Origin of the sequence: Pseudomonas sp. PAMC 26793, assembly GCF_000313235.1 — a bacterium.
Taxonomy (GTDB): domain Bacteria; phylum Pseudomonadota; class Gammaproteobacteria; order Pseudomonadales; family Pseudomonadaceae; genus Aquipseudomonas; species Aquipseudomonas yamanorum.
Genome location: NZ_AMXG01000023.1, coordinates 189,610 through 206,521, shown reverse-complemented (window position 1 = coordinate 206,521; position 16,912 = coordinate 189,610). Strand labels below are relative to the sequence as shown.

Annotated in this window: 15 protein-coding genes and 1 riboswitch; of the genes, 7 read left to right on the top strand and 8 right to left on the bottom strand. The window is 61.0% G+C overall.

Going from position 1 to position 16,912, the window contains the following annotated elements; translation table 11 throughout:
- A riboswitch (S-adenosyl-L-homocysteine riboswitch) is annotated at nt 1-106 on the bottom strand.
- Between the two features lie 198 nt (nt 107-304).
- The 3 genes from D109_RS0108265 to D109_RS0108255 all read left to right on the top strand — a co-directional run bounded on the left by D109_RS0108265 (nt 305) and on the right by D109_RS0108255 (nt 3,599).
- Nucleotides 305-709: an acyl-CoA thioesterase gene (locus D109_RS0108265; RefSeq protein WP_017476482.1), complete on the top strand. Its 405-nt coding sequence runs from the start codon at nt 305-307 to the stop codon at nt 707-709.
- Between the two features lie 77 nt (nt 710-786).
- Nucleotides 787-1,671 (top strand): formate/nitrite transporter family protein, encoded by an 885-nt coding sequence (locus D109_RS0108260; protein WP_017476481.1) that lies wholly within the window; start codon nt 787-789, stop codon nt 1,669-1,671.
- A gap of 65 nt (nt 1,672-1,736) precedes the next feature.
- Nucleotides 1,737-3,599 (top strand): DUF3857 and transglutaminase domain-containing protein, encoded by a 1,863-nt coding sequence (locus D109_RS0108255; protein WP_026077841.1) that lies wholly within the window; start codon nt 1,737-1,739, stop codon nt 3,597-3,599.
- Between the two features lie 9 nt (nt 3,600-3,608).
- On the opposite strand, the gene D109_RS0108250 is transcribed toward D109_RS0108255, so the two are convergent.
- Both D109_RS0108250 and D109_RS0108245 read right to left on the bottom strand, forming a co-directional pair.
- On the bottom strand, nt 3,609-4,865 hold the full coding sequence (locus D109_RS0108250) for a sodium:proton antiporter (protein WP_017476479.1): 1,257 nt from the start codon (nt 4,863-4,865) through the stop codon (nt 3,609-3,611).
- A gap of 157 nt (nt 4,866-5,022) precedes the next feature.
- Nucleotides 5,023-6,192 carry an MFS transporter gene (locus D109_RS0108245; RefSeq protein WP_017476478.1) on the bottom strand — a complete coding sequence of 390 codons (1,170 nt, stop codon included), beginning with the start codon at nt 6,190-6,192 and terminating at the stop codon, nt 5,023-5,025.
- A gap of 199 nt (nt 6,193-6,391) precedes the next feature.
- On the opposite strand from D109_RS0108245, the gene D109_RS0108240 reads away from it, so the two are divergent.
- Nucleotides 6,392-7,225 carry an EamA family transporter gene (locus D109_RS0108240; RefSeq protein ID WP_026077840.1) on the top strand — a complete coding sequence of 278 codons (834 nt, stop codon included), beginning with the start codon at nt 6,392-6,394 and terminating at the stop codon, nt 7,223-7,225.
- Between the two features lie 31 nt (nt 7,226-7,256).
- Nucleotides 7,257-7,643, top strand: coding sequence for an MAPEG family protein (locus tag D109_RS0108235; RefSeq protein ID WP_017476476.1), 387 nt, complete (start codon nt 7,257-7,259; stop codon nt 7,641-7,643).
- A 140-nt stretch (nt 7,644-7,783) separates the two neighbouring features.
- Here the strand turns inward: D109_RS0108235 and D109_RS0108230 are convergent, their stop codons facing one another.
- A complete protein-coding gene (locus D109_RS0108230) occupies nt 7,784-8,956 on the bottom strand; it encodes a murein transglycosylase A (protein WP_017476475.1) in 1,173 nt (390 codons plus the stop codon).
- 128 nt (nt 8,957-9,084) lie between these two features.
- Here D109_RS0108230 and D109_RS0108225 point away from each other — a divergent pair, with 128 nt between their 5' ends.
- Nucleotides 9,085-9,534, top strand: coding sequence for a cytochrome c (locus D109_RS0108225; protein WP_017476474.1), 450 nt, complete (start codon nt 9,085-9,087; stop codon nt 9,532-9,534).
- Nucleotides 9,535-9,540: 6 nt separating this feature from the next.
- Here D109_RS0108225 and D109_RS0108220 read toward each other — a convergent pair whose 3' ends face one another.
- The 5 genes from D109_RS0108220 to D109_RS0108200 form a co-directional block, all read right to left on the bottom strand.
- Nucleotides 9,541-9,936, bottom strand: a complete 396-nt coding sequence (locus D109_RS0108220; RefSeq protein ID WP_017476473.1) for a DUF1090 domain-containing protein — start codon at nt 9,934-9,936, stop codon at nt 9,541-9,543.
- Between the two features lie 81 nt (nt 9,937-10,017).
- On the bottom strand, nt 10,018-11,703 hold the full coding sequence (ligB, locus tag D109_RS0108215) for an NAD-dependent DNA ligase LigB (protein WP_017476472.1): 1,686 nt from the start codon (nt 11,701-11,703) through the stop codon (nt 10,018-10,020).
- A gap of 98 nt (nt 11,704-11,801) precedes the next feature.
- Nucleotides 11,802-12,143 (bottom strand): hypothetical protein, encoded by a 342-nt coding sequence (locus tag D109_RS0108210; protein WP_017476471.1) that lies wholly within the window; start codon nt 12,141-12,143, stop codon nt 11,802-11,804.
- A gap of 222 nt (nt 12,144-12,365) precedes the next feature.
- Nucleotides 12,366-13,556 (bottom strand): methionine adenosyltransferase, encoded by a 1,191-nt coding sequence (metK, locus tag D109_RS0108205; RefSeq protein ID WP_017476470.1) that lies wholly within the window; start codon nt 13,554-13,556, stop codon nt 12,366-12,368.
- Between the two features lie 19 nt (nt 13,557-13,575).
- The gene (locus D109_RS0108200; protein WP_017476469.1) at nt 13,576-14,571 is read right to left on the bottom strand and encodes a metalloregulator ArsR/SmtB family transcription factor; all 996 of its coding nucleotides are present in this window, start codon (nt 14,569-14,571) and stop codon (nt 13,576-13,578) included.
- Nucleotides 14,572-14,820: 249 nt separating this feature from the next.
- On the opposite strand from D109_RS0108200, the gene tkt reads away from it, so the two are divergent.
- Nucleotides 14,821-16,818 (top strand): transketolase, encoded by a 1,998-nt coding sequence (tkt, locus tag D109_RS0108195; RefSeq protein WP_017476468.1) that lies wholly within the window; start codon nt 14,821-14,823, stop codon nt 16,816-16,818.
- Nucleotides 16,819-16,912: the final 94 nt, after the last annotated feature.

Here is a 16,912-nt window from a genome sequence, read left to right as displayed (position 1 = left end):
TGCGAATGGGCGCCGTTGTGCGTTTAGTATCCAGCTGGCTAACCAGGCCGGACAACGCCCCATCCGAGCCTGACAGGTCGAGCCTGCTGCAGCGCCCCTCGGACAGGTGGCGGGAGAACGGTATCAATCGAAGATGACCGTTTTGAAGCGGAGGCGATTATAGCCGCCTGCGCCTGACTTCTAAAGCCTTTCTGTCGGCGGCATGAAGATCGCTCATGGGGTTGATAGGCAATGGCTCATAGAGCTTGGGCCCGGCCTCTGCCATGATGTTGCCCATCATTTCGCAACACGCTTTGGAGTGAACATGAACTTCCACACCCGCAAATGGGTAAAACCCGAAGACCTCAACCCCAACGGCACCCTGTTCGGTGGCAGCCTGCTGCGCTGGATCGACGAAGAAGCGGCCATCTACGCGATTGTCCAACTGGGCAACCAGCGGGTGGTGACCAAGTACATCTCTGAAATCAACTTCGTCAGCGCCTCGCGCCAGGGCGACATCATCGAACTGGGCATCACCGCCACCGAGTTCGGCCGCACCTCCATCACCTTGACCTGTGAAGTGCGTAACAAGATCACCCGCAAGAGCATCCTGACCGTGGAAAAAATGGTCTTCGTGAACCTGGGTGAAGACGGTCTGCCGGCGCCCCATGGCCGTACCGAGATCAAATACGTGAAGGATCAGTTTCAAGAAGACGGCATCACCGAATAACCCGGCGGGGCGGCCAGTGAACCCTCTTCACCCGTGACAGGTCGTACTGGAACCCCCGACCACGTTTCAGGTACGCCATGGCCACCCAAGAAGACGGCAAGACCCCCAATCTGTCGCAGGAAGAGCAACACGACGTCGACAAGAACCAGCCGCCTCGCGCGGCGGTCCTGCATGAAATCATCCGCACTCAAGGCGACCAGGAACTGGAGCGCAGCGTGGCTGCGTTGTGGTGGTCGGCGCTGGCCGCCGGCCTGACCATGGGCCTGTCCTTGATGGGCATGGGCCTGCTGAACTCGCGCCTGCCGGATGGCGAAGAGTTCAAGGTGATCGCCAGTTTTGGTTACTGCGCCGGCTTTCTTGCCGTGATCCTCGCGCGCCAGCAGTTGTTCACCGAAAACACCCTGACGGCGGTGCTGCCGGTGATGAGCAAGCCAACCCTGGGCAATGCCGGGCGCCTGTTGCGGCTGTGGACGGTGGTGCTGGTGGGCAACCTGTGCGGCACCTTGCTGGTGGCGTACGTGATGCTGCACCTGCCGATCTTCGACACCAAGACCGACCTGGCCTTCCTGGAAATAGGGCGCAAGGTCATGGAAAACGACGCCTACCAGATGTTCGCCAAGGGCATCGTGTCGGGCTGGATGATCGCCACCATGGTCTGGATGATCCCATCCATGGAAAGCGCCAAAATCTGGATCATCATCCTGATCACCTACCTGATGGCACTGGGAGACTTCACCCACATCGTGGTGGGCTCGGCGGAAGTGTCGTATCTGGTTTTCGCCGGCGAGCTGCCGTGGAAAGACTTCTGGCTGGTGTTTGCCGGGCCGACGCTGGCGGGCAATATCATCGGCGGCAGCTTTATCTTTGCGCTGATCAGCCATGCGCAGATTCGCAGCGAAAGTAGCTTGCCGGGCAAGGTTGCCGACCCGCGTCACCCTCATCAGATCAACAAGGAACCGTAAGCCGATTCGTCATAAATGAATGGCAAAGTCGCGGCGCGGCTTTTCATTCATCAAGAAGGATCTTTATGCGGGCTTCCCCTCTTTTCCCATGGCGCAGGCTATTGGGGCTGCTGCTGGTATCAGGTGTGTTGGGTTCTGCGCAGGCCACGGATGATGGTGCAGACCACTCCGTGACTGTCGAGAAAATGGCTCAGTCATTCGTGATCAACGCCGACGGCAGTTATGTGCAGGACTACGAGTCAGTGGTGCGCATCAACGAAGAGCGTGGCATTCGGTCCCAGGCGCAGCAGCCGGTGAGCTACAACCGTTCCCTGGATACGCTTGAGATTGTCGAGGCGTTCACCCACAAGCCTGACGGGCGCAAAGTGCCGGTGAGTGCCGAGCAGATCAAGGAGCAGCAGGAGCGGGCTTCCGCCGACGCACCGATGTTCCAGGACTCCCGGGTCAAGGTGGTGATATTCCCCGAGGTGGCGGTGGGTGATCGCTTGATCCTGCGTTTTCAACGAGTGCGCAAGACCCCGTTGTTCCCCGGCGAATTTATTGACTTCGCAACGCCAAGCCGTAATCCGATGGAGCAGTTCAGCCTGACCTACGATCTGCCGGTGGATAAGCCGCTGTACGTCGATGCCAAAGGCTTCAGTGAATCTACGCCGGCGGCGGCGCCCGGGCGCAAGGTGTATCGCTGGGATTACGTGCCGGCTGAAAAGTCCCGTCCCGAGCAAGGCGCGGTGGCGTACGTGGATTACGGCCAGCGTCTGGCGGTCTCGACGTTCCCCAGCTATCAGGCATTGGCCAAAGCCTACGATGCCCGGGCCACCGTCGAAGTAACCCCGGCGATCAGCACGCTGGCCAAGCAACTCACGGGCGACTTGCCAACACCTCGGGCCAAGGCTTTGGTATTGAGTAACTGGGTACGCCGGAACATCCGGTATGTGGCGGTGTACATCGATGCCGGCGGGGTGGTTCCCCACGCTGCGCAGTCGGTGCTGGACAACCGCTATGGTGACTGCAAGGACCATGTGGCCCTGCTTGAAGCGTTGCTCAAGGCCGTCGCCATTGAAAGCTCCCCGGCGCTGATCAGCTACGGCAGTGCCTACACCTTGCCCAAGGTTGCGGCGGTCAGCCCGATCAACCACGCAATCACCTATATCCCTGGCCTGGACCTGTACCTGGATTCAACCGCGACTGGCACGGCCGCCGGTTACCTGCCCAACCTCGACCTGGATAAACCGGTGTTGTTGACGCGTACCGGCGAGATCGGCCGCACGCCGGCGACTCAGCCGGGCAAAGAGTTCAGTGAGCTGGTATTCAAGGTGGACGCCAGTGGCGCTGCAGACTTCACCCAGGCTAAGCGCCTGGACGGTTGGCGCGCGGAGTTTGCCCGGACCTCGATTAAGTCGATGAAACCGGCGGACCGTGACTTGATGATCCAGAAAATCCTGCACGGTTATGGCCAGGCAGGCAGCGGCACGCTGCAAACCGACCCCTTGGACAGCGACGCCCCAAGCTTCAATGCCGTTATGGTGGGGCGCACGGACAACCTGGTGAATGTGCCGGGCCCGATAGGTGTGCCGGCGCTGAGTAGCCTGGGCGGAGGGATTGCCCAGAACGTATCTGCCCTTGCTGTGGAAAAAGAGCGGGCGCAGGCCTTCATCTGCATTTCTGGAGAGAGCACTGAGACGGCCCGGTTCGAGTTTCCCAAGGCCCTCAGTATTCTGGCGGTGCCCAAGGCGGTTTCGTTCAAGGGCGCTGGCTTCGAGTACAGCGCCACCTATTCCCGGGAGGGCAACACCGTACTGATTTCACGCACGGCCAGGTTTGCCCACCCGGAAGCGGTTTGCAGCGCCGAGCTCTTCGCGCAGATGAAGCCGGTGATCCAGGCTATGGTCAATGACCTGAAAAGCCAGATCATCGTGCAAACGCTTTGACTGTGAGCTTCAGTGGTGAGCCTCGGGAACAGGCTCATCCTTGGTCACATGCTTGACCAGCTTGCCGATGCTCAAGCCCTGCAACAGGATCGAGGACAGCACCACGATGTAGGTGATGCTCAGCAGCAAGTCACGCTCCGGGCCCAGCGGCAGGGCCAGGGCCAGTGCCACGGAAACCCCGCCGCGCAGGCCGCCCCAGGTGAGGATGCGGATGGTGCCGCGGGGCACTGTGCGCCAGCGCCGCAGTAGCAGGATCGCCGGGGCCACCGTCAACAGGCGTGACAACAGGATCGCCACCGCCAGCAAACTGGCCGCCAACACGTGCAGCCAGTTGAACGGCAACAGCAAAAGCTCCATGCCGATCAGCGCGAACAGCAGGGCGTTGAGCATGTCATCGAGCAGCTCCCAGAAACCGTCCAGGTAGCGGCGGGTCATGTCGTTCATTGCCAGCTTGCGGCCCAGGTTGCCGATGATCAGCCCGGCGACCACCATCGCAATCGGTGCCGAGACGTGCAGCTCGGTGGCCATCGCCGAACCGCCGATCACCAGGGCGAGGGTCAGCATCACTTCAATCTGATACTGCTCGATGCTCTTGATCATCAGGTACACGATGTAGCCGATCAGCCCGCCGAACACCACGCCACCGATCGCCTCATGGGCAAACAGCATGGCCGTGGCGCCGACGGTAGGCGTCTCACCCAGTTGCGCGATGCCCAGCAACACGGTGAACACCACCACCGCCGTGCCGTCGTTGAACAGGCTTTCGCCGACGATGGTGGTCTTCAGCGGTTTCGACGCGTTGGCGGTCCGCAGCACACCGAGTACGGCAATCGGGTCGGTGGGAGAAATCAGCGCACCGAACAGCAGGCAGTACAGGAAGCTCACATGCCAGCCGAACAGGGCAAAGATGTAGAAGGCCAGGCTGCCGATCACCACCGTGGCAATCAATACGCCGAAGGTGGCGAGCAGGCCGATGGGCCAGCGGTAGCTGCGCAGGTCGCTCAGGTTAACGTGCAAGGCACCGGCGAACAGCAGGAACGAGAGCATCCAGTTCATCAGCAAGTCGCCGAAGTCGATCTGGCCGATCAACTGCTGGATGCGCTCTTCAAGGCCGGGGTAGCCGATAAAGCTCAAGCCTTGCAGCAGCAGGGAAAACATCAGCGCCGTCACCATCACACCGATGGTGGGCGGCAGGCCGATGAAGCGGTAGTTCACGTAAGTGAGCAGGGTGGTCAGGCAAATAAACGCAGCGACAAGTTCAAGCATCCGGGGTCCTTGGATGGAGGAGTGAGTGGAGATCAAATGTGGTAGCTGTCGAGCCCCAGCGAGGCTGCGATGGCATGACCTGGGTGAGCCTGCAAGACCGCAGCGTCTGCATCGCAGCCTCGCTAAAGCTCGACAGCTCCCACACAGAACACATTTATCAGTTGGGTACGTTGACCGCAGTTGTACTGCGACGTTGCAGGTAGATGAAGAAAAGTGCCGCCAGCACCGTCAGGCAGCCGAGCAGTGCGCCGGTCCACGGTAAGTCCGACAGGTCGGCACCGCTGGCCACCACCATCCCGCCGATCCAGGCGCCGGCAGCGTTGCCCAGGTTGAAGGCGCTTTGGTTCAGGGTCGAGCCGAGGTTGGGCGCTTCGTGGGCCTGGTCGATGATCAGCAGTTGCAGGATCGGGCACAGGGCAAAGGCGAACACGCCCCACAGCAGCAAGGTAATCGCGGCCGGAATCACCGAGTGGCTGGTTTGGGTGAACACCGCGAGTATCAGCACCACCGCCAGGGCCATGCCTACCAGCGAAGGCAGCAGGCGACTGTCGGCCAGGCGACCGCCAAGCATGCTGCCCGCGGTAAGACCGACGCCGAACAGGAGCAACATCAGGGTAATGCCATGGGGGCTGACGCCGGTGATGTCCTGCAGGATCGGTGCGATATAGGTGAAGACGCTGAACAGACTGGTGGACGCCAGGGCACTCATGCCCAGGGCCAGCAGCACGTTGGGTTTGGTCAGCACCTTGAACTCGCTGGCGAGGTTGGCCTTGTCCATCACGATGTGCTTGGGCAACCACAGCCATTGGGCCAGGGCGGCAACCACGCCGATCACCGACACCGCCCAGAACGTCGAGCGCCAGCCGGCGTATTGGCCCAGCGCGGTGCCCAGCGGTACGCCGAGCACGTTGGCCAGGGTCAGGCCGGTGAACATCATCGCAATCGCCTGCGCCCGCTTGTTCGGCGCCACCAGGCCGGCGGCCACCACCGACCCGATGCCGAAGAACGCCCCATGACACAGCGCGGTGACCACCCGGGCGGCCATCAGCGTTGCGTAGTTCGGCGCCAGGGCACACAGCACATTGCCGAGGATGAACATCACGGTCATGCCCAGCAGCGTGGCCTTGCGCGGCATGTTGGCAGTGCCGATCGCCAGGATCGGTGCGCCGAACACCACGCCGAGGGCGTAGCCGGTGATCAGCAGGCCGGCGTTTGGAATGCTTACGGACAGGTCGCGGGCCACATCGGGCAGCAAGCCCATGATGACAAACTCGGTGGTACCGATGCCAAAGGCGGCAACGGCCAGTGCAAGCAAGGCGAGCGGCATGCGAGGATCTCCCGTCGGTAATCGTGACGCTTTGATCAGGCATACGCATGCCGAGGCCCGGATCGGCGAAGATCGGGCAGCAGCAGAAATTTATTGGTATAGGTCTTTGCGCAACTGAGTGCGGCGTGGTCGGCTTTAGTATAAACAGGTGCTGAAATATGGCGAATCAATTCTGCTTTTTATGACTGGGGAGTCACCGGTGATTGCAACAGCTCTGGTACTGATAGCGGCGTTGTTGCATGCGACGTGGAACACCTTGATCAAATTCAGCGGCGAGCGCCTGTTGGTGATTGCGTGCATGGACACGGTGGCGTTGTTGTTTGTGGTGCTGGCGGTGGGGTTTGTATCGTTTCCGCCGCTGGAAATCTGGCCGTGGATCATCGCCTCGGCACTGTTTGAATTGCTCTACCGCTACCTGCTGATCCAGGCCTATCGCGTCGGTGACCTGGGCTTGGTGTACCCGCTGATGCGTGGCTTGTCGCCTCTGGTGGTGCTGGCGTTGACGTTGGTGTTTGCCGGTGAGGTGCTCAGCACCCAGCAGATTCTTGGCATTCTGCTGATTCCGTTCGGCATGCTGTGCCTGTTGTGGCAGGGCGGCGGTGGCGACCGGTTGCCTTGGTCGATGCTGCCGGTGGTAGCGTTGATCGGCCTGTGCATCGGTTGCTACACCTTCCTCGATGGCCAGGCGTTGCGCCGCTGGTCACACCCGCTGGACTACCTGGTGTGGCTGACGCTGATCAGTGCGTGGCCGTTTCCGTTGCTGGCGATGGTGCGCAAAAGGGCGGCGTTCGGGCTGTTCTGGCGCACGCAGTGGCGACTGGGGCTGAGTGTCGGGTTGTGCGTGTTGTTGAGCTACGCTCTGGTGCTTTGGGCCATGCAGTTGGGCTCGATTGCCGAGGCTGCCGCGCTGCGGGAAGTCAGCGTGATCCTGGTGGTGCTGTTTGGCATGCGTTACCTGAAAGAACCTTTCGGCCGCCCACGGCTCATAGCCTGTGGGTTGGTGCTGATCGGCATGTTCGTGATGAAACTCTAACCGTCGGACAAAACTAAAAAAGGAATGGGTTATGACAGTCGCTTTCTGGTGTGTGTTGATCGCTATTTTTCTGCCGTACCTGTGCACGGGCGTGGCCAAGTTCAGCGGCGGCAAGTTCGGGCCCCGGCAGAACCATGACCCGCGAGCTTTCCTGGAAACCCTCGAGGGGTTCGCCAAGCGTGCCCACAGTGCGCAACTCAACAGCTTTGAAGTGACCCCGGCCTTTGCGGCGGCGGTGATCATTGCCCATTTGGCCGGCGCTGCGTCGCTGGTGACGATCAACGTGCTGGCGGTGCTGTTTATTACCAGCCGGTTGCTTTACATCATCTGCTACCTGGCGGACTGGGCGATTCTGCGGTCGGTGGTATGGGCGGTGGGGATGGCGTTGATTGCGAGTTTCTTCTTTGTCTCGATCTGAAGCCTGACACTGTTCAAATGTGGGAGCGGGCTTGCTCGCGAATGCGGTGGATCAGTCGATACATCCGGTGACTGACACACCGCATTCGCGAGCAAGCCCGCTCCCACACAAGCCCGCTCCTACATAGACCGTGGTGTTCTTCAGGTGCCTGTCGGCGCATCGGGCACTTTCGGCAGCGCTGCGCCTTTCGGCCACAGCATCCAGATCTGGCCCTGCTGTTTCATGTTGCCCGCCAACTCGCCGGCAGCCTCGCCGGTCCCCCAGAACAGGTCGGCCCGCACTTCGCCGGTAATTGCACCACCGGTATCCTGTGCGGCCACGGGGCGCGCAATCGGCGCGCCATCCGGTCGCGTAGTCGATAGCCACAACAAGCTGCCCAGGGGAATTACCTTGCGGTCCACCGCGACGCTATAACCCGCCGTCAGTGGCACGTTCAGCGAACCACGGGGGCCTTCGTTGCTGTCGGGGCGTGCACTGAAGAATACGTAGCTGGGGTTGCTTGCCAGCAATTCAGGAATGCGCTGCGGATGCGCCTTGGCCCAGGCCGCGATGGCGCCCATGGTCACGTCTTCTTTTTTCAGCTCGCCTTGCTCCACCAGCCAGCGGCCGATGGGGCGGTACGGGTAGCCATTCTGGTCGCCGTAACCGACACGCAATTGGCGGCCATCGGCCAGTTGGATGCGGCCCGAACCCTGAATCTGCAGGAATTGCAGGTCCATCGGGTTGGTCAGCCAGGCGATGGGCTTGGCGGTGGAGCCTTGCTGGTTGATGGCGGCAGCGTCGTCATAGGGTTTGAGTACCCGACCTTCCAGGCGGCCGCGCAGGCGTTTGCCTTTGAGCTCCGGGTAGATGCTTTCCAGATTGACGATGATCAGGTCATCCGGCACGCCGAACACCGGCACATGGGCGGTGGCGGTTTCGGTCAGGCTGCCGGGGTAAACCGGTTCGTAGTAGCCGGTGATCAGGCCGTTGGGGCTGTTGTCGGCCGAGCGCAGGCCGTAGACATCGAGGTTGGCCTTGAGGAAATCGCGAATCGCCACTGCCGTCGACGGCACAGTGGCCGATGCCGCGCACGTCGTGCCCCACACCGGGTCAGCCTTGAGTCGTTGACAGGCACTGCGCCAGGATTCAAAACCGGCTTGCAGGTCGCTGTCAGACACGGCTGGCAGGTTTTCCCAGGTAGCGCCGACGTAGGTGGCGATGGCGTGGGGCTTGGCTTTTTCGTCCTTGCCGGTGTCGCAACCGGCCAGCAACGCGATCATTGGCAGAGCCCACGCCAGGCGGCGGCTCCAGGGTTTAAAGCGGATACTCATACAATCAATTCCTGAAGCGATTGCCCGCGCTGGTTGGTACTCGAGCAACCCTTATTATTAATGGGGGTATTGGTGTTTGCGGGCGGGGCGAGGATACTGGCCGCCGTTTCCCGTGACCTTGAGCCATCATGACTTTTAAACGACTGACCATTGTATTGCTGGCCTGCCTGACACTGTCCGCCTGCGGCGGGGTTGATCCGAATTCGCCCCTTGGCCAGCGCAAGGCCATTTTCAAGCAGATGCTCAAGACTGGCGAAGACCTGGGCGGCATGCTGCGCGGGCGCATTCCGTTCGACGGCGCCAAATTTGCCGAAGGCGCGGTCAAGCTTGATGCGTTGTCCCATGAGCCGTGGAAACACTTCCCGAGCGTGCGTGAAGAAGACCACACCAGCGCCAAGGACGACGTATGGCAGCAACAGGCACGCTTCCAGGAGATGGCCCGCAACCTTGAAGCGGCCACCGGTGAATTGGTGATCGCCAGCCAGGTCCAGCCTTACAAGGCCAGCAATCTTGGTCCGGCCGTGCAGAAAGTCGAGGATGCCTGCACCGCGTGCCATAAACAGTTTCGCGATCATTGAGGCGTCTTACTTGTCCAGTTCGTCCAGGGCTTCCTGCAAGTCCTTGCGAGACTGGGCCAGCTTGTCCTTGCGCTTGTTGATCTTGTCGGAATCACCTTTTTTCATCGCCTTGTCGAGGTCAGCCTGACGGCGGCTGACTTCGTGCTTGGCGTCGAGCACCTTGTTTTCGCGCTCCTTTTTCAAGGAGGCGTCGGTGCAGTTGGCAGTGACTTCACTCAAGGCTTTTTCCAGGCCGGCTTGCTGCTCGCTGTTGCCGTGGGCCTTGGCTTGTTCGATTTGGGTGCTGATGGTCTGGCGCTTGGCGGCGCAGCCGGTGAGTGGCGGGGTTTCCTCGGCCGCCAAAAGTGGTGTGGCCATGAACGTGGCGACGGTCAGCAGGGCAAAAGGTGCAAGGAATTTCATAAAGGCTCCAAGGGAAACAAGGTCGCGATCAGGTGGGCAGGATGAATTCTGCCGGCACCGGTTAAGGCTGTCGGGCAGCGGTCAAAAACCATCTATCCCGGCAGCCCGTAATGTTTCACCCAAGGCCAGCACCTGCGGGTCGCGAAAAAAAGCGCTCAGTTGCGCCGCGCGGCCCGGGCCTATGCCGTCTTCGGCCAGCCAGGCTTGAGTGTCTTTGGCGGCCAGGGTTTGCCAGCCGCCTTGTAGATTGTTACGGGCCGTGGGCGGTACTCCCAGGGCCATCAGCCATTGCGCGAACGGTCGCTGCCGGGCGCTGCGCAAGCTGTCGAGTAAACGCGCACTGCTGCGTTCGCCGAAGCCGTCAATGTTAGCAAGCTCTGCCTCATCCAGGGTTAACCAATCGAGCAGGCCACCGATCAGACCGGCCTGGATCAAGGTGTTCCAGGTTTCGCGACCGACATGTGGCAGGGCCAGTCCCTGGGCGCCGCTCAGCCAGGTCAGGCGCGCAAGCAGTTGTTCCTCGCAGCCTGGGGCCAGTTGCCAGCAACTCAAAGGGTGGAAATGACTGGCCTGGGGGATCTGCAACTCGACCCGTGGATGGCTGCGCAGGATGACGTGGTCAAGACGCGGAATGACCTGGCCAGCAAGGCTGATGGACACCTGATCGCCCGGGCGAACATCCAGTTCCCGCCAGCGTTTCAGGGAGCCAACGCTGACCCGGCTGATTTTCCGGTCATCCAGCAGTACTGGCTCCAACTCCAGGATGGAGGTAATGCGCCCGGTGCGACCAATCTTGAAATGCACCTTGCGCACATGGGCCAGTGCCTTGACGACCGGGTATTTCCAGGCAACCGCCCAATAGGGCGAACTGACCCGCCAGCGCTCGGCCGGCGCCCGCTGGCTTTGATGCAACACCACGCCGTCGCTGGCAAAGGGCAGTGGGTGGCTGTGCCAGTAGCTGCGCCAGTGCGCCGCTTCGGTAAAGTCCTTGATCGGGTGGCTGTAGCGCCTGCTGTCGGTGAAGCCCCATTGCGCAAGCTGGCTCAGTCGTTTGGGAAAATCCTCGGGACCGTGGGGCCAGGCCCATACAAACAGGCCGATTCCGGCGGCTTCGGCTTCGCTCAACTGACGGCGGTTCATCAGCCCAGCCACTTTGCTGCGGGCGCCGAGGCCACCTTTGGCGGCCTGAACGTGGTCATTCAGTCGCCAATAGAGTTCGCCTTGCAACAACAAGTCTACGGGGTCGGGCAGTTGCTGGACGATCCCGGGAATCCTGCGGGCGGAGGCTGACCAATCCTGCCCCAGCCGGCCATCGCCACGACTGATGACCCGGCTCAGTCGGCCTTTGCGGTAAACCAGGGTGACGGCGACGCCATCGACCTTGGGCTGAATCCACACGTCCTGGCGAGAGCTCAGCCAGGTTTGAACGGCATTGTCGTCCAGCAGTTTTTCCAGGCCGGTGTGTGGCGTCGGGTGAGCGATGGTGCCTCGCGCGCTGGCCAGCGGATTGTCCTTGGCCGGCGCGGAGGGGGCGAAACAACTGCGCCATTGGGCAAGGCGCTGGCGGGCCTGGTCATAGAGTTCATCGCTGATCAATGACTGGCCGAGTCGGTGATAGCTGTCATCCCAGAGGTGGACTTGCTGCGCCAGGGTGGCGATCTGAGCCTGGGCGTGATCGGCCTCCCAGTCGGGACACTCCTGCGCCCACGCAATAAGCGACGAGACGCTGAGTAAAAAGAGGAACAGTAAGCGCATAGGCAACGTCATCATGAGCATCCTTGCTCTGAAAGGGCGCCCAGCCTAAGTCATCCCTGCGGGCATAAAAAAGCCCCGCAACCGCGAGGCTTTTTACCCGATGTTTCGGTTTACTTGAACAGACCACCCAGGGCTTTCACGGTGTCGTTGCTGTCCGCCTTGGCCTGCTGCTTTTGCTGGCTGGCATCGAGCTTGGCCTGGGACTCGCCGACTTTTTTGCAACCTTTGTTTACTTGATCCAGGGCGGCCTGCATGGCCTTCACTTTCAATTCTTCGCCATTGGCTTTGGCTGCGTCGACCTTGGCTTGCAGGTCTTTGCCCTGTTTTTCGCAATCGCCGGAAGACACGCCCAACTGGGAAGTCAGGCCGCTGAGTGCGCTCAAGTCGGCGTGCGCCGGCAGGGCAAACAGGCTGAGCAGAAGGGCGGCAGGGGCGAGTGTGGAAATGCGCATGGAAAACCTCAATGTACGATTGCCTGCGCGCTTATCGACCCCGGGCAGGCGCAGTGCAATATCCAATAAGAGGTGAAGGCCCGGGAGGGCGCGGATTCTAGTGGGCCATCATTTAGCCTGCAAGTATTGGATCCAAAAAAATGAGCATTGCCCGCAAATCATCCGGCAATAAAAAGCCCCGCCGGGATAACCCGGCAGGGCTTTGTGTACACCGTAAGGCGATTACAGGCCGGCGGCGGTCCGCAGGTCGTTGGCGCGGTCGGTCTTTTCCCAGGTGAACGTGGTGAAGGTGTCGTTGCCAACAGTCTTCTGCTCTGGGGTGCGACCGAAGTGGCCGTAGGCCGCGGTGTCCTGGTACATCGGGTGCAGCAGGTCGAGCATGGTGGTGATTGCGTAAGGGCGCAGGTCGAAGATTTCACGCACCAGCTTGACGATCTTGTCGTCGCTGATCTTGCCGGTACCGAAGGTGTTCAGCGAGATCGACGTAGGCTGGGCCACACCGATGGCGTAGGACACCTGGATCTCGCAACGCTCGGCCAGGCCGGCAGCCACGATGTTCTTGGCTACATAACGACCGGCGTAGGCGGCGGAACGGTCAACCTTGGATGGATCTTTGCCGGAGAACGCGCCGCCGCCGTGACGGGCCATGCCGCCGTAGCTGTCGACGATGATCTTGCGACCGGTCAGGCCGCAGTCGCCCACCGGGCCACCGATGATGAACTGGCCAGTCGGGTTGATGTGGAACTGGGTGTCCTTGGTCAGCAGTTCGGCAGGCAGTACGTGCTTGACGATCAGCTCCATGACGCCTTCGCGCAGGTCGCTGTAGGACACGTCCGGGTTGTGCTGGGTCGACAGTACGACAGCGTCGATGGCGACGACTTTGCCGCCTTCATAACGGCAGGTCACCTGGGACTTGGCGTCCGGGCGCAGCCATGGCAACGCACCCGATTTACGGGCTTCGGCCTGGCGCTTCACCAACTGATGGGAGAAAGTGATCGGTGCTGGCATCAGCACGTCGGTTTCGTTGCTGGCGTAGCCGAACATCAGGCCCTGGTCGCCGGCGCCCTGATCTTCAGGCTTGGCACGGTCGACACCCTGGTTGATGTCCGGGGACTGCTTGCCAATGATGTTCATCACGCCGCAGGTCGCGCCGTCGAAGCCGACGTCGGAGCTGTTGTAGCCAATGTCGATGATCACGTCACGAACGATCTGCTCCAGGTCTACCCAGGCAGAGGTGGTGACTTCGCCGGCGATGATCGCCACGCCCGTTTTCACCAGAGTCTCGCACGCCACTCGGGCGAACTTGTCTTCAGCAATGATGGCGTCCAGCACCGCGTCAGAGATCTGGTCGGCGATTTTGTCCGGATGCCCTTCAGACACGGACTCTGAGGTGAAAAGGGAGTATTCGCTCATCTCGATGTTTTCCTGATATTTACCGATGGTGAGTGTCGCCAGCCGGCCGCTGAAAATGGCGGACCTGAATCTGGAAACCATTACGTAAACCTACATAGAGGCTTTCCCCGGGAACGAGTCCCGCAGCGGTGGCCCAACGGGCCAGATCGTCCTGTTCAAAACCCAGCCAGAGATCACCGCAGGCCTCCCTGGCCCAGCTCTGGTTGTGGCTGCATAAATCCGTGACCAACAGGCTGCCGCCTGGTTGCAGCAAATTCGCCATCTGCTTGAGGGCTTCTGCCGGGGCGGCGAAATGGTGCAGGACCATGTTCAGCACCACGCAATCGGCCCGCAGGCTGGTGTCATTCAGGGCGTCCGCCAACTGCAGGTGGACATTGCCCAGAGCCTCGCGCTCACACAGTTGGCGGGCCAGCTCCAGCATCGCCGGGCTGTTGTCCAGCGCCGTGACCTGATGAAAACGCCGCGCCAGCTCCGGCAGAAAGCCGCCGTCACCGGGGCCCACTTCAACTGCCGTGGCTTCATTACTGAAGCTCAGCTTGTCCAAAAGTGCCAGCACGCTTTCGCGGTATTGCGCCAGGCCGGCGATCAGATCCTGCTGGGCGCGAAACTTCTCGGCTACCCGTGAGAAAAAGTCCTGGCTGGCGGCAGCGCGTTGCCCGTGTACTTGGCTGATGCGCGACTGCACCTCGGCCGGCAGGGCCAGGCTGTCTATTTCTTCCAGCAGCGCCGCGTGCAGCTTGCCGCCCAACTGTTCGGTATGGGGCAGGGCACGACGGTAAAAAATCGCATTGCCTTCACGGCGGGTTGCCACCAGGTCGGCCTGGGCCAGTACCTTCAAGTGATGGCTCATGCCGGACTGGCCGATGGCGAAGATCTGCGCCAGCTCCAACACCCCGAACGAATCGTTGGTCAGCGCGCGCAGTACATTCAGGCGCAACGGATCACCGCCGGCCTTGCACAGGGCTGCCAGCTCGTCGCTGTCGTCGGGGCGAATGGAAGATGCGCTTAGGTTCATAAGGCCAGCAGTCTAGTGACGGTGGGAAAACCCCGCAAGGGCAATATCAAAAAGTTTTGATATTGGTCGATAATCGGTGGTTATAAGCAGCCGCTATAACCCATAGACGAAGCGGTAAACCGTTTCTCCAGCCAATCCGCAGGAAAAACACCCTCAAGTGACTATCTGTCATTGCCCCGAGGGCCGTGGCTGAGGGAAAATGCCGATCCTTTTTTCCGTTTCTTTTATTCACTCTCCAGGAGATCAGCGATGCCCAGCCGTCGTGAGCGTGCCAACGCCATTCGTGCCCTCAGCATGGATGCCGTGCAAAAAGCCAACAGCGGCCATCCCGGTGCCCCGATGGGCATGGCGGATATCGCCGAGGTACTTTGGCGTGACTACCTGAAACACAACCCGAGCAACCCGTCGTTCGCCGACCGTGACCGGTTCATCCTGTCCAACGGCCACGGTTCGATGCTGATCTACTCGTTGCTGCACCTGACCGGCTACGACGTCACCATCGACGACCTGAAAAACTTCCGCCAGATCCACAGCCGCACCCCGGGCCACCCGGAATACGGCTACACCCCGGGTGTCGAGACCACCACCGGTCCACTGGGCCAGGGCCTGGCCAACGCCGTGGGTTTTGCCCTGGCTGAAAAAGTGCTGGGTGCGCAGTTCAACCGCCCGAACCACAATATTGTCGACCACCACACCTACGTGTTCCTGGGTGATGGCTGCATGATGGAAGGCATTTCCCACGAAGTCGCTTCCCTGGCCGGTACCCTGGGCCTGGGCAAGCTGATTGCCTTCTACGATGACAACGGCATCTCCATCGACGGCGAAGTCGAAGGCTGGTTCACCGACGACACGCCAAAGCGTTTCGAAGCCTACAACTGGCAGGTGATCCGCAATGTCGACGGTCATGATCCGGAAGAAATCAAGATTGCGATCGAGACGGCCCGCAAGAGCGAGCAGCCGACCCTGATCTGCTGCAAGACCACCATTGGCTTCGGTTCGCCGAACAAGCAAGGTAAAGAAGACTGCCACGGCGCCCCACTGGGTGACGCGGAAATCGCCCTGACCCGCGCTGCGCTGAAGTGGAACCACGGCCCGTTCGAAATCCCGGCTGACATCTACGCCGAGTGGGACGCCAAGGAAGCCGGCCTGGCTGTCGAAGCCGAGTGGGACCAGCGTTTCGCGGCCTACTCCGCCGAATTCCCTGAGTTGGCCAACGAGCTGGTTCGCCGCCTCGCTGGTGACCTGCCTGCCGACTTCTCGGAAAAAGCCTCGGCCTACATCGCCGAAGTGGCCGCCAAGGGCGAAACCATCGCCAGCCGTAAAGCCAGCCAGAACACCCTGAACGCATTCGGCCCGTTGCTGCCTGAGTTCCTTGGCGGTTCGGCTGACCTGGCCGGTTCCAACCTGACCCTGTGGAAAGGTTGCAAAGGTGTTTCGGCAGAAGACGCCAGCGGCAACTACATGTACTACGGCGTGCGTGAGTTCGGCATGAGCGCCATCATGAACGGCGTCGCCCTGCACGGCGGCCTGGTGCCTTACGGCGCGACCTTCCTGATGTTCATGGAATACGCCCGCAACGCCGTACGCATGGCGTCGTTGATGAAGAAGCGTGTGATCTTCGTCTACACCCACGACTCCATCGGCCTGGGCGAAGACGGCCCGACGCACCAGCCGGTCGAGCAACTGACCAGCCTGCGCACCACGCCTAACCTCGACACCTGGCGTCCATCGGACGCCGTCGAATCGGCTGTGGCCTGGAAGCACGCGATCGAGCGTAAAGACGGCCCTTCGGCGCTGATCTTCTCCCGTCAGAACCTGCAGCACCAAACCCGCGACGCGGCGCAGATCGAAGGCATCAGCCGTGGTGGCTATGTGCTGAAAGACTGCATCGGCGAGCCGGAACTGATCCTGATCTCCACCGGTTCCGAAGTGGGCCTGGCGGTTCAGGCATACGACAAGCTGACCGCTGCCGGTCGCAACGTGCGTGTGGTTTCCATGCCGTGCACCAGCGTCTTCGAAGCCCAGGATGCTGGCTACAAGCAAGCCGTCCTGCCGTTGCAGGTCAGTGCGCGTATCGCCATCGAAGCGGCTCACGCCGACTACTGGTACAAGTACGTGGGCCTGGAAGGCCGCGTGATCGGCATGACCACCTACGGTGAGTCGGCGCCGGCGCCAGCGTTGTTCGAAGAGTTCGGCTTCACCCTGGAAAACATCCTGGGTCAGGCTGAAGAGCTGCTGGAAGACTAAGCCTGTAGATTGGGTGGCTGTACTGGCCTCTTCGCGAGCAAGCCCGCTCCCACATTAGATCGCGGTCTAAATGTGGGAGCGGGCTTGCTCGCGA

Coding starts and splice junctions, on each gene's coding strand:
- D109_RS0108265 (WP_017476482.1), top strand. CDS start 305: ATGAACTTCCACACCCGCAAATGGGTAAAACCCGAAGACCTCAACCCC.
- D109_RS0108260 (WP_017476481.1), top strand. CDS start 787: ATGGCCACCCAAGAAGACGGCAAGACCCCCAATCTGTCGCAGGAAGAG.
- D109_RS0108255 (WP_026077841.1), top strand. CDS start 1,737: ATGCGGGCTTCCCCTCTTTTCCCATGGCGCAGGCTATTGGGGCTGCTG.
- D109_RS0108250 (WP_017476479.1), bottom strand. CDS start 4,865: ATGCTTGAACTTGTCGCTGCGTTTATTTGCCTGACCACCCTGCTCACT.
- D109_RS0108245 (WP_017476478.1), bottom strand. CDS start 6,192: ATGCCGCTCGCCTTGCTTGCACTGGCCGTTGCCGCCTTTGGCATCGGT.
- D109_RS0108235 (WP_017476476.1), top strand. CDS start 7,257: ATGACAGTCGCTTTCTGGTGTGTGTTGATCGCTATTTTTCTGCCGTAC.
- D109_RS0108230 (WP_017476475.1), bottom strand. CDS start 8,956: ATGAGTATCCGCTTTAAACCCTGGAGCCGCCGCCTGGCGTGGGCTCTG.
- D109_RS0108225 (WP_017476474.1), top strand. CDS start 9,085: ATGACTTTTAAACGACTGACCATTGTATTGCTGGCCTGCCTGACACTG.
- D109_RS0108220 (WP_017476473.1), bottom strand. CDS start 9,936: ATGAAATTCCTTGCACCTTTTGCCCTGCTGACCGTCGCCACGTTCATG.
- ligB (WP_017476472.1), bottom strand. CDS start 11,703: ATGACGTTGCCTATGCGCTTACTGTTCCTCTTTTTACTCAGCGTCTCG.
- D109_RS0108210 (WP_017476471.1), bottom strand. CDS start 12,143: ATGCGCATTTCCACACTCGCCCCTGCCGCCCTTCTGCTCAGCCTGTTT.
- metK (WP_017476470.1), bottom strand. CDS start 13,556: ATGAGCGAATACTCCCTTTTCACCTCAGAGTCCGTGTCTGAAGGGCAT.
- D109_RS0108200 (WP_017476469.1), bottom strand. CDS start 14,571: ATGAACCTAAGCGCATCTTCCATTCGCCCCGACGACAGCGACGAGCTG.
- tkt (WP_017476468.1), top strand. CDS start 14,821: ATGCCCAGCCGTCGTGAGCGTGCCAACGCCATTCGTGCCCTCAGCATG.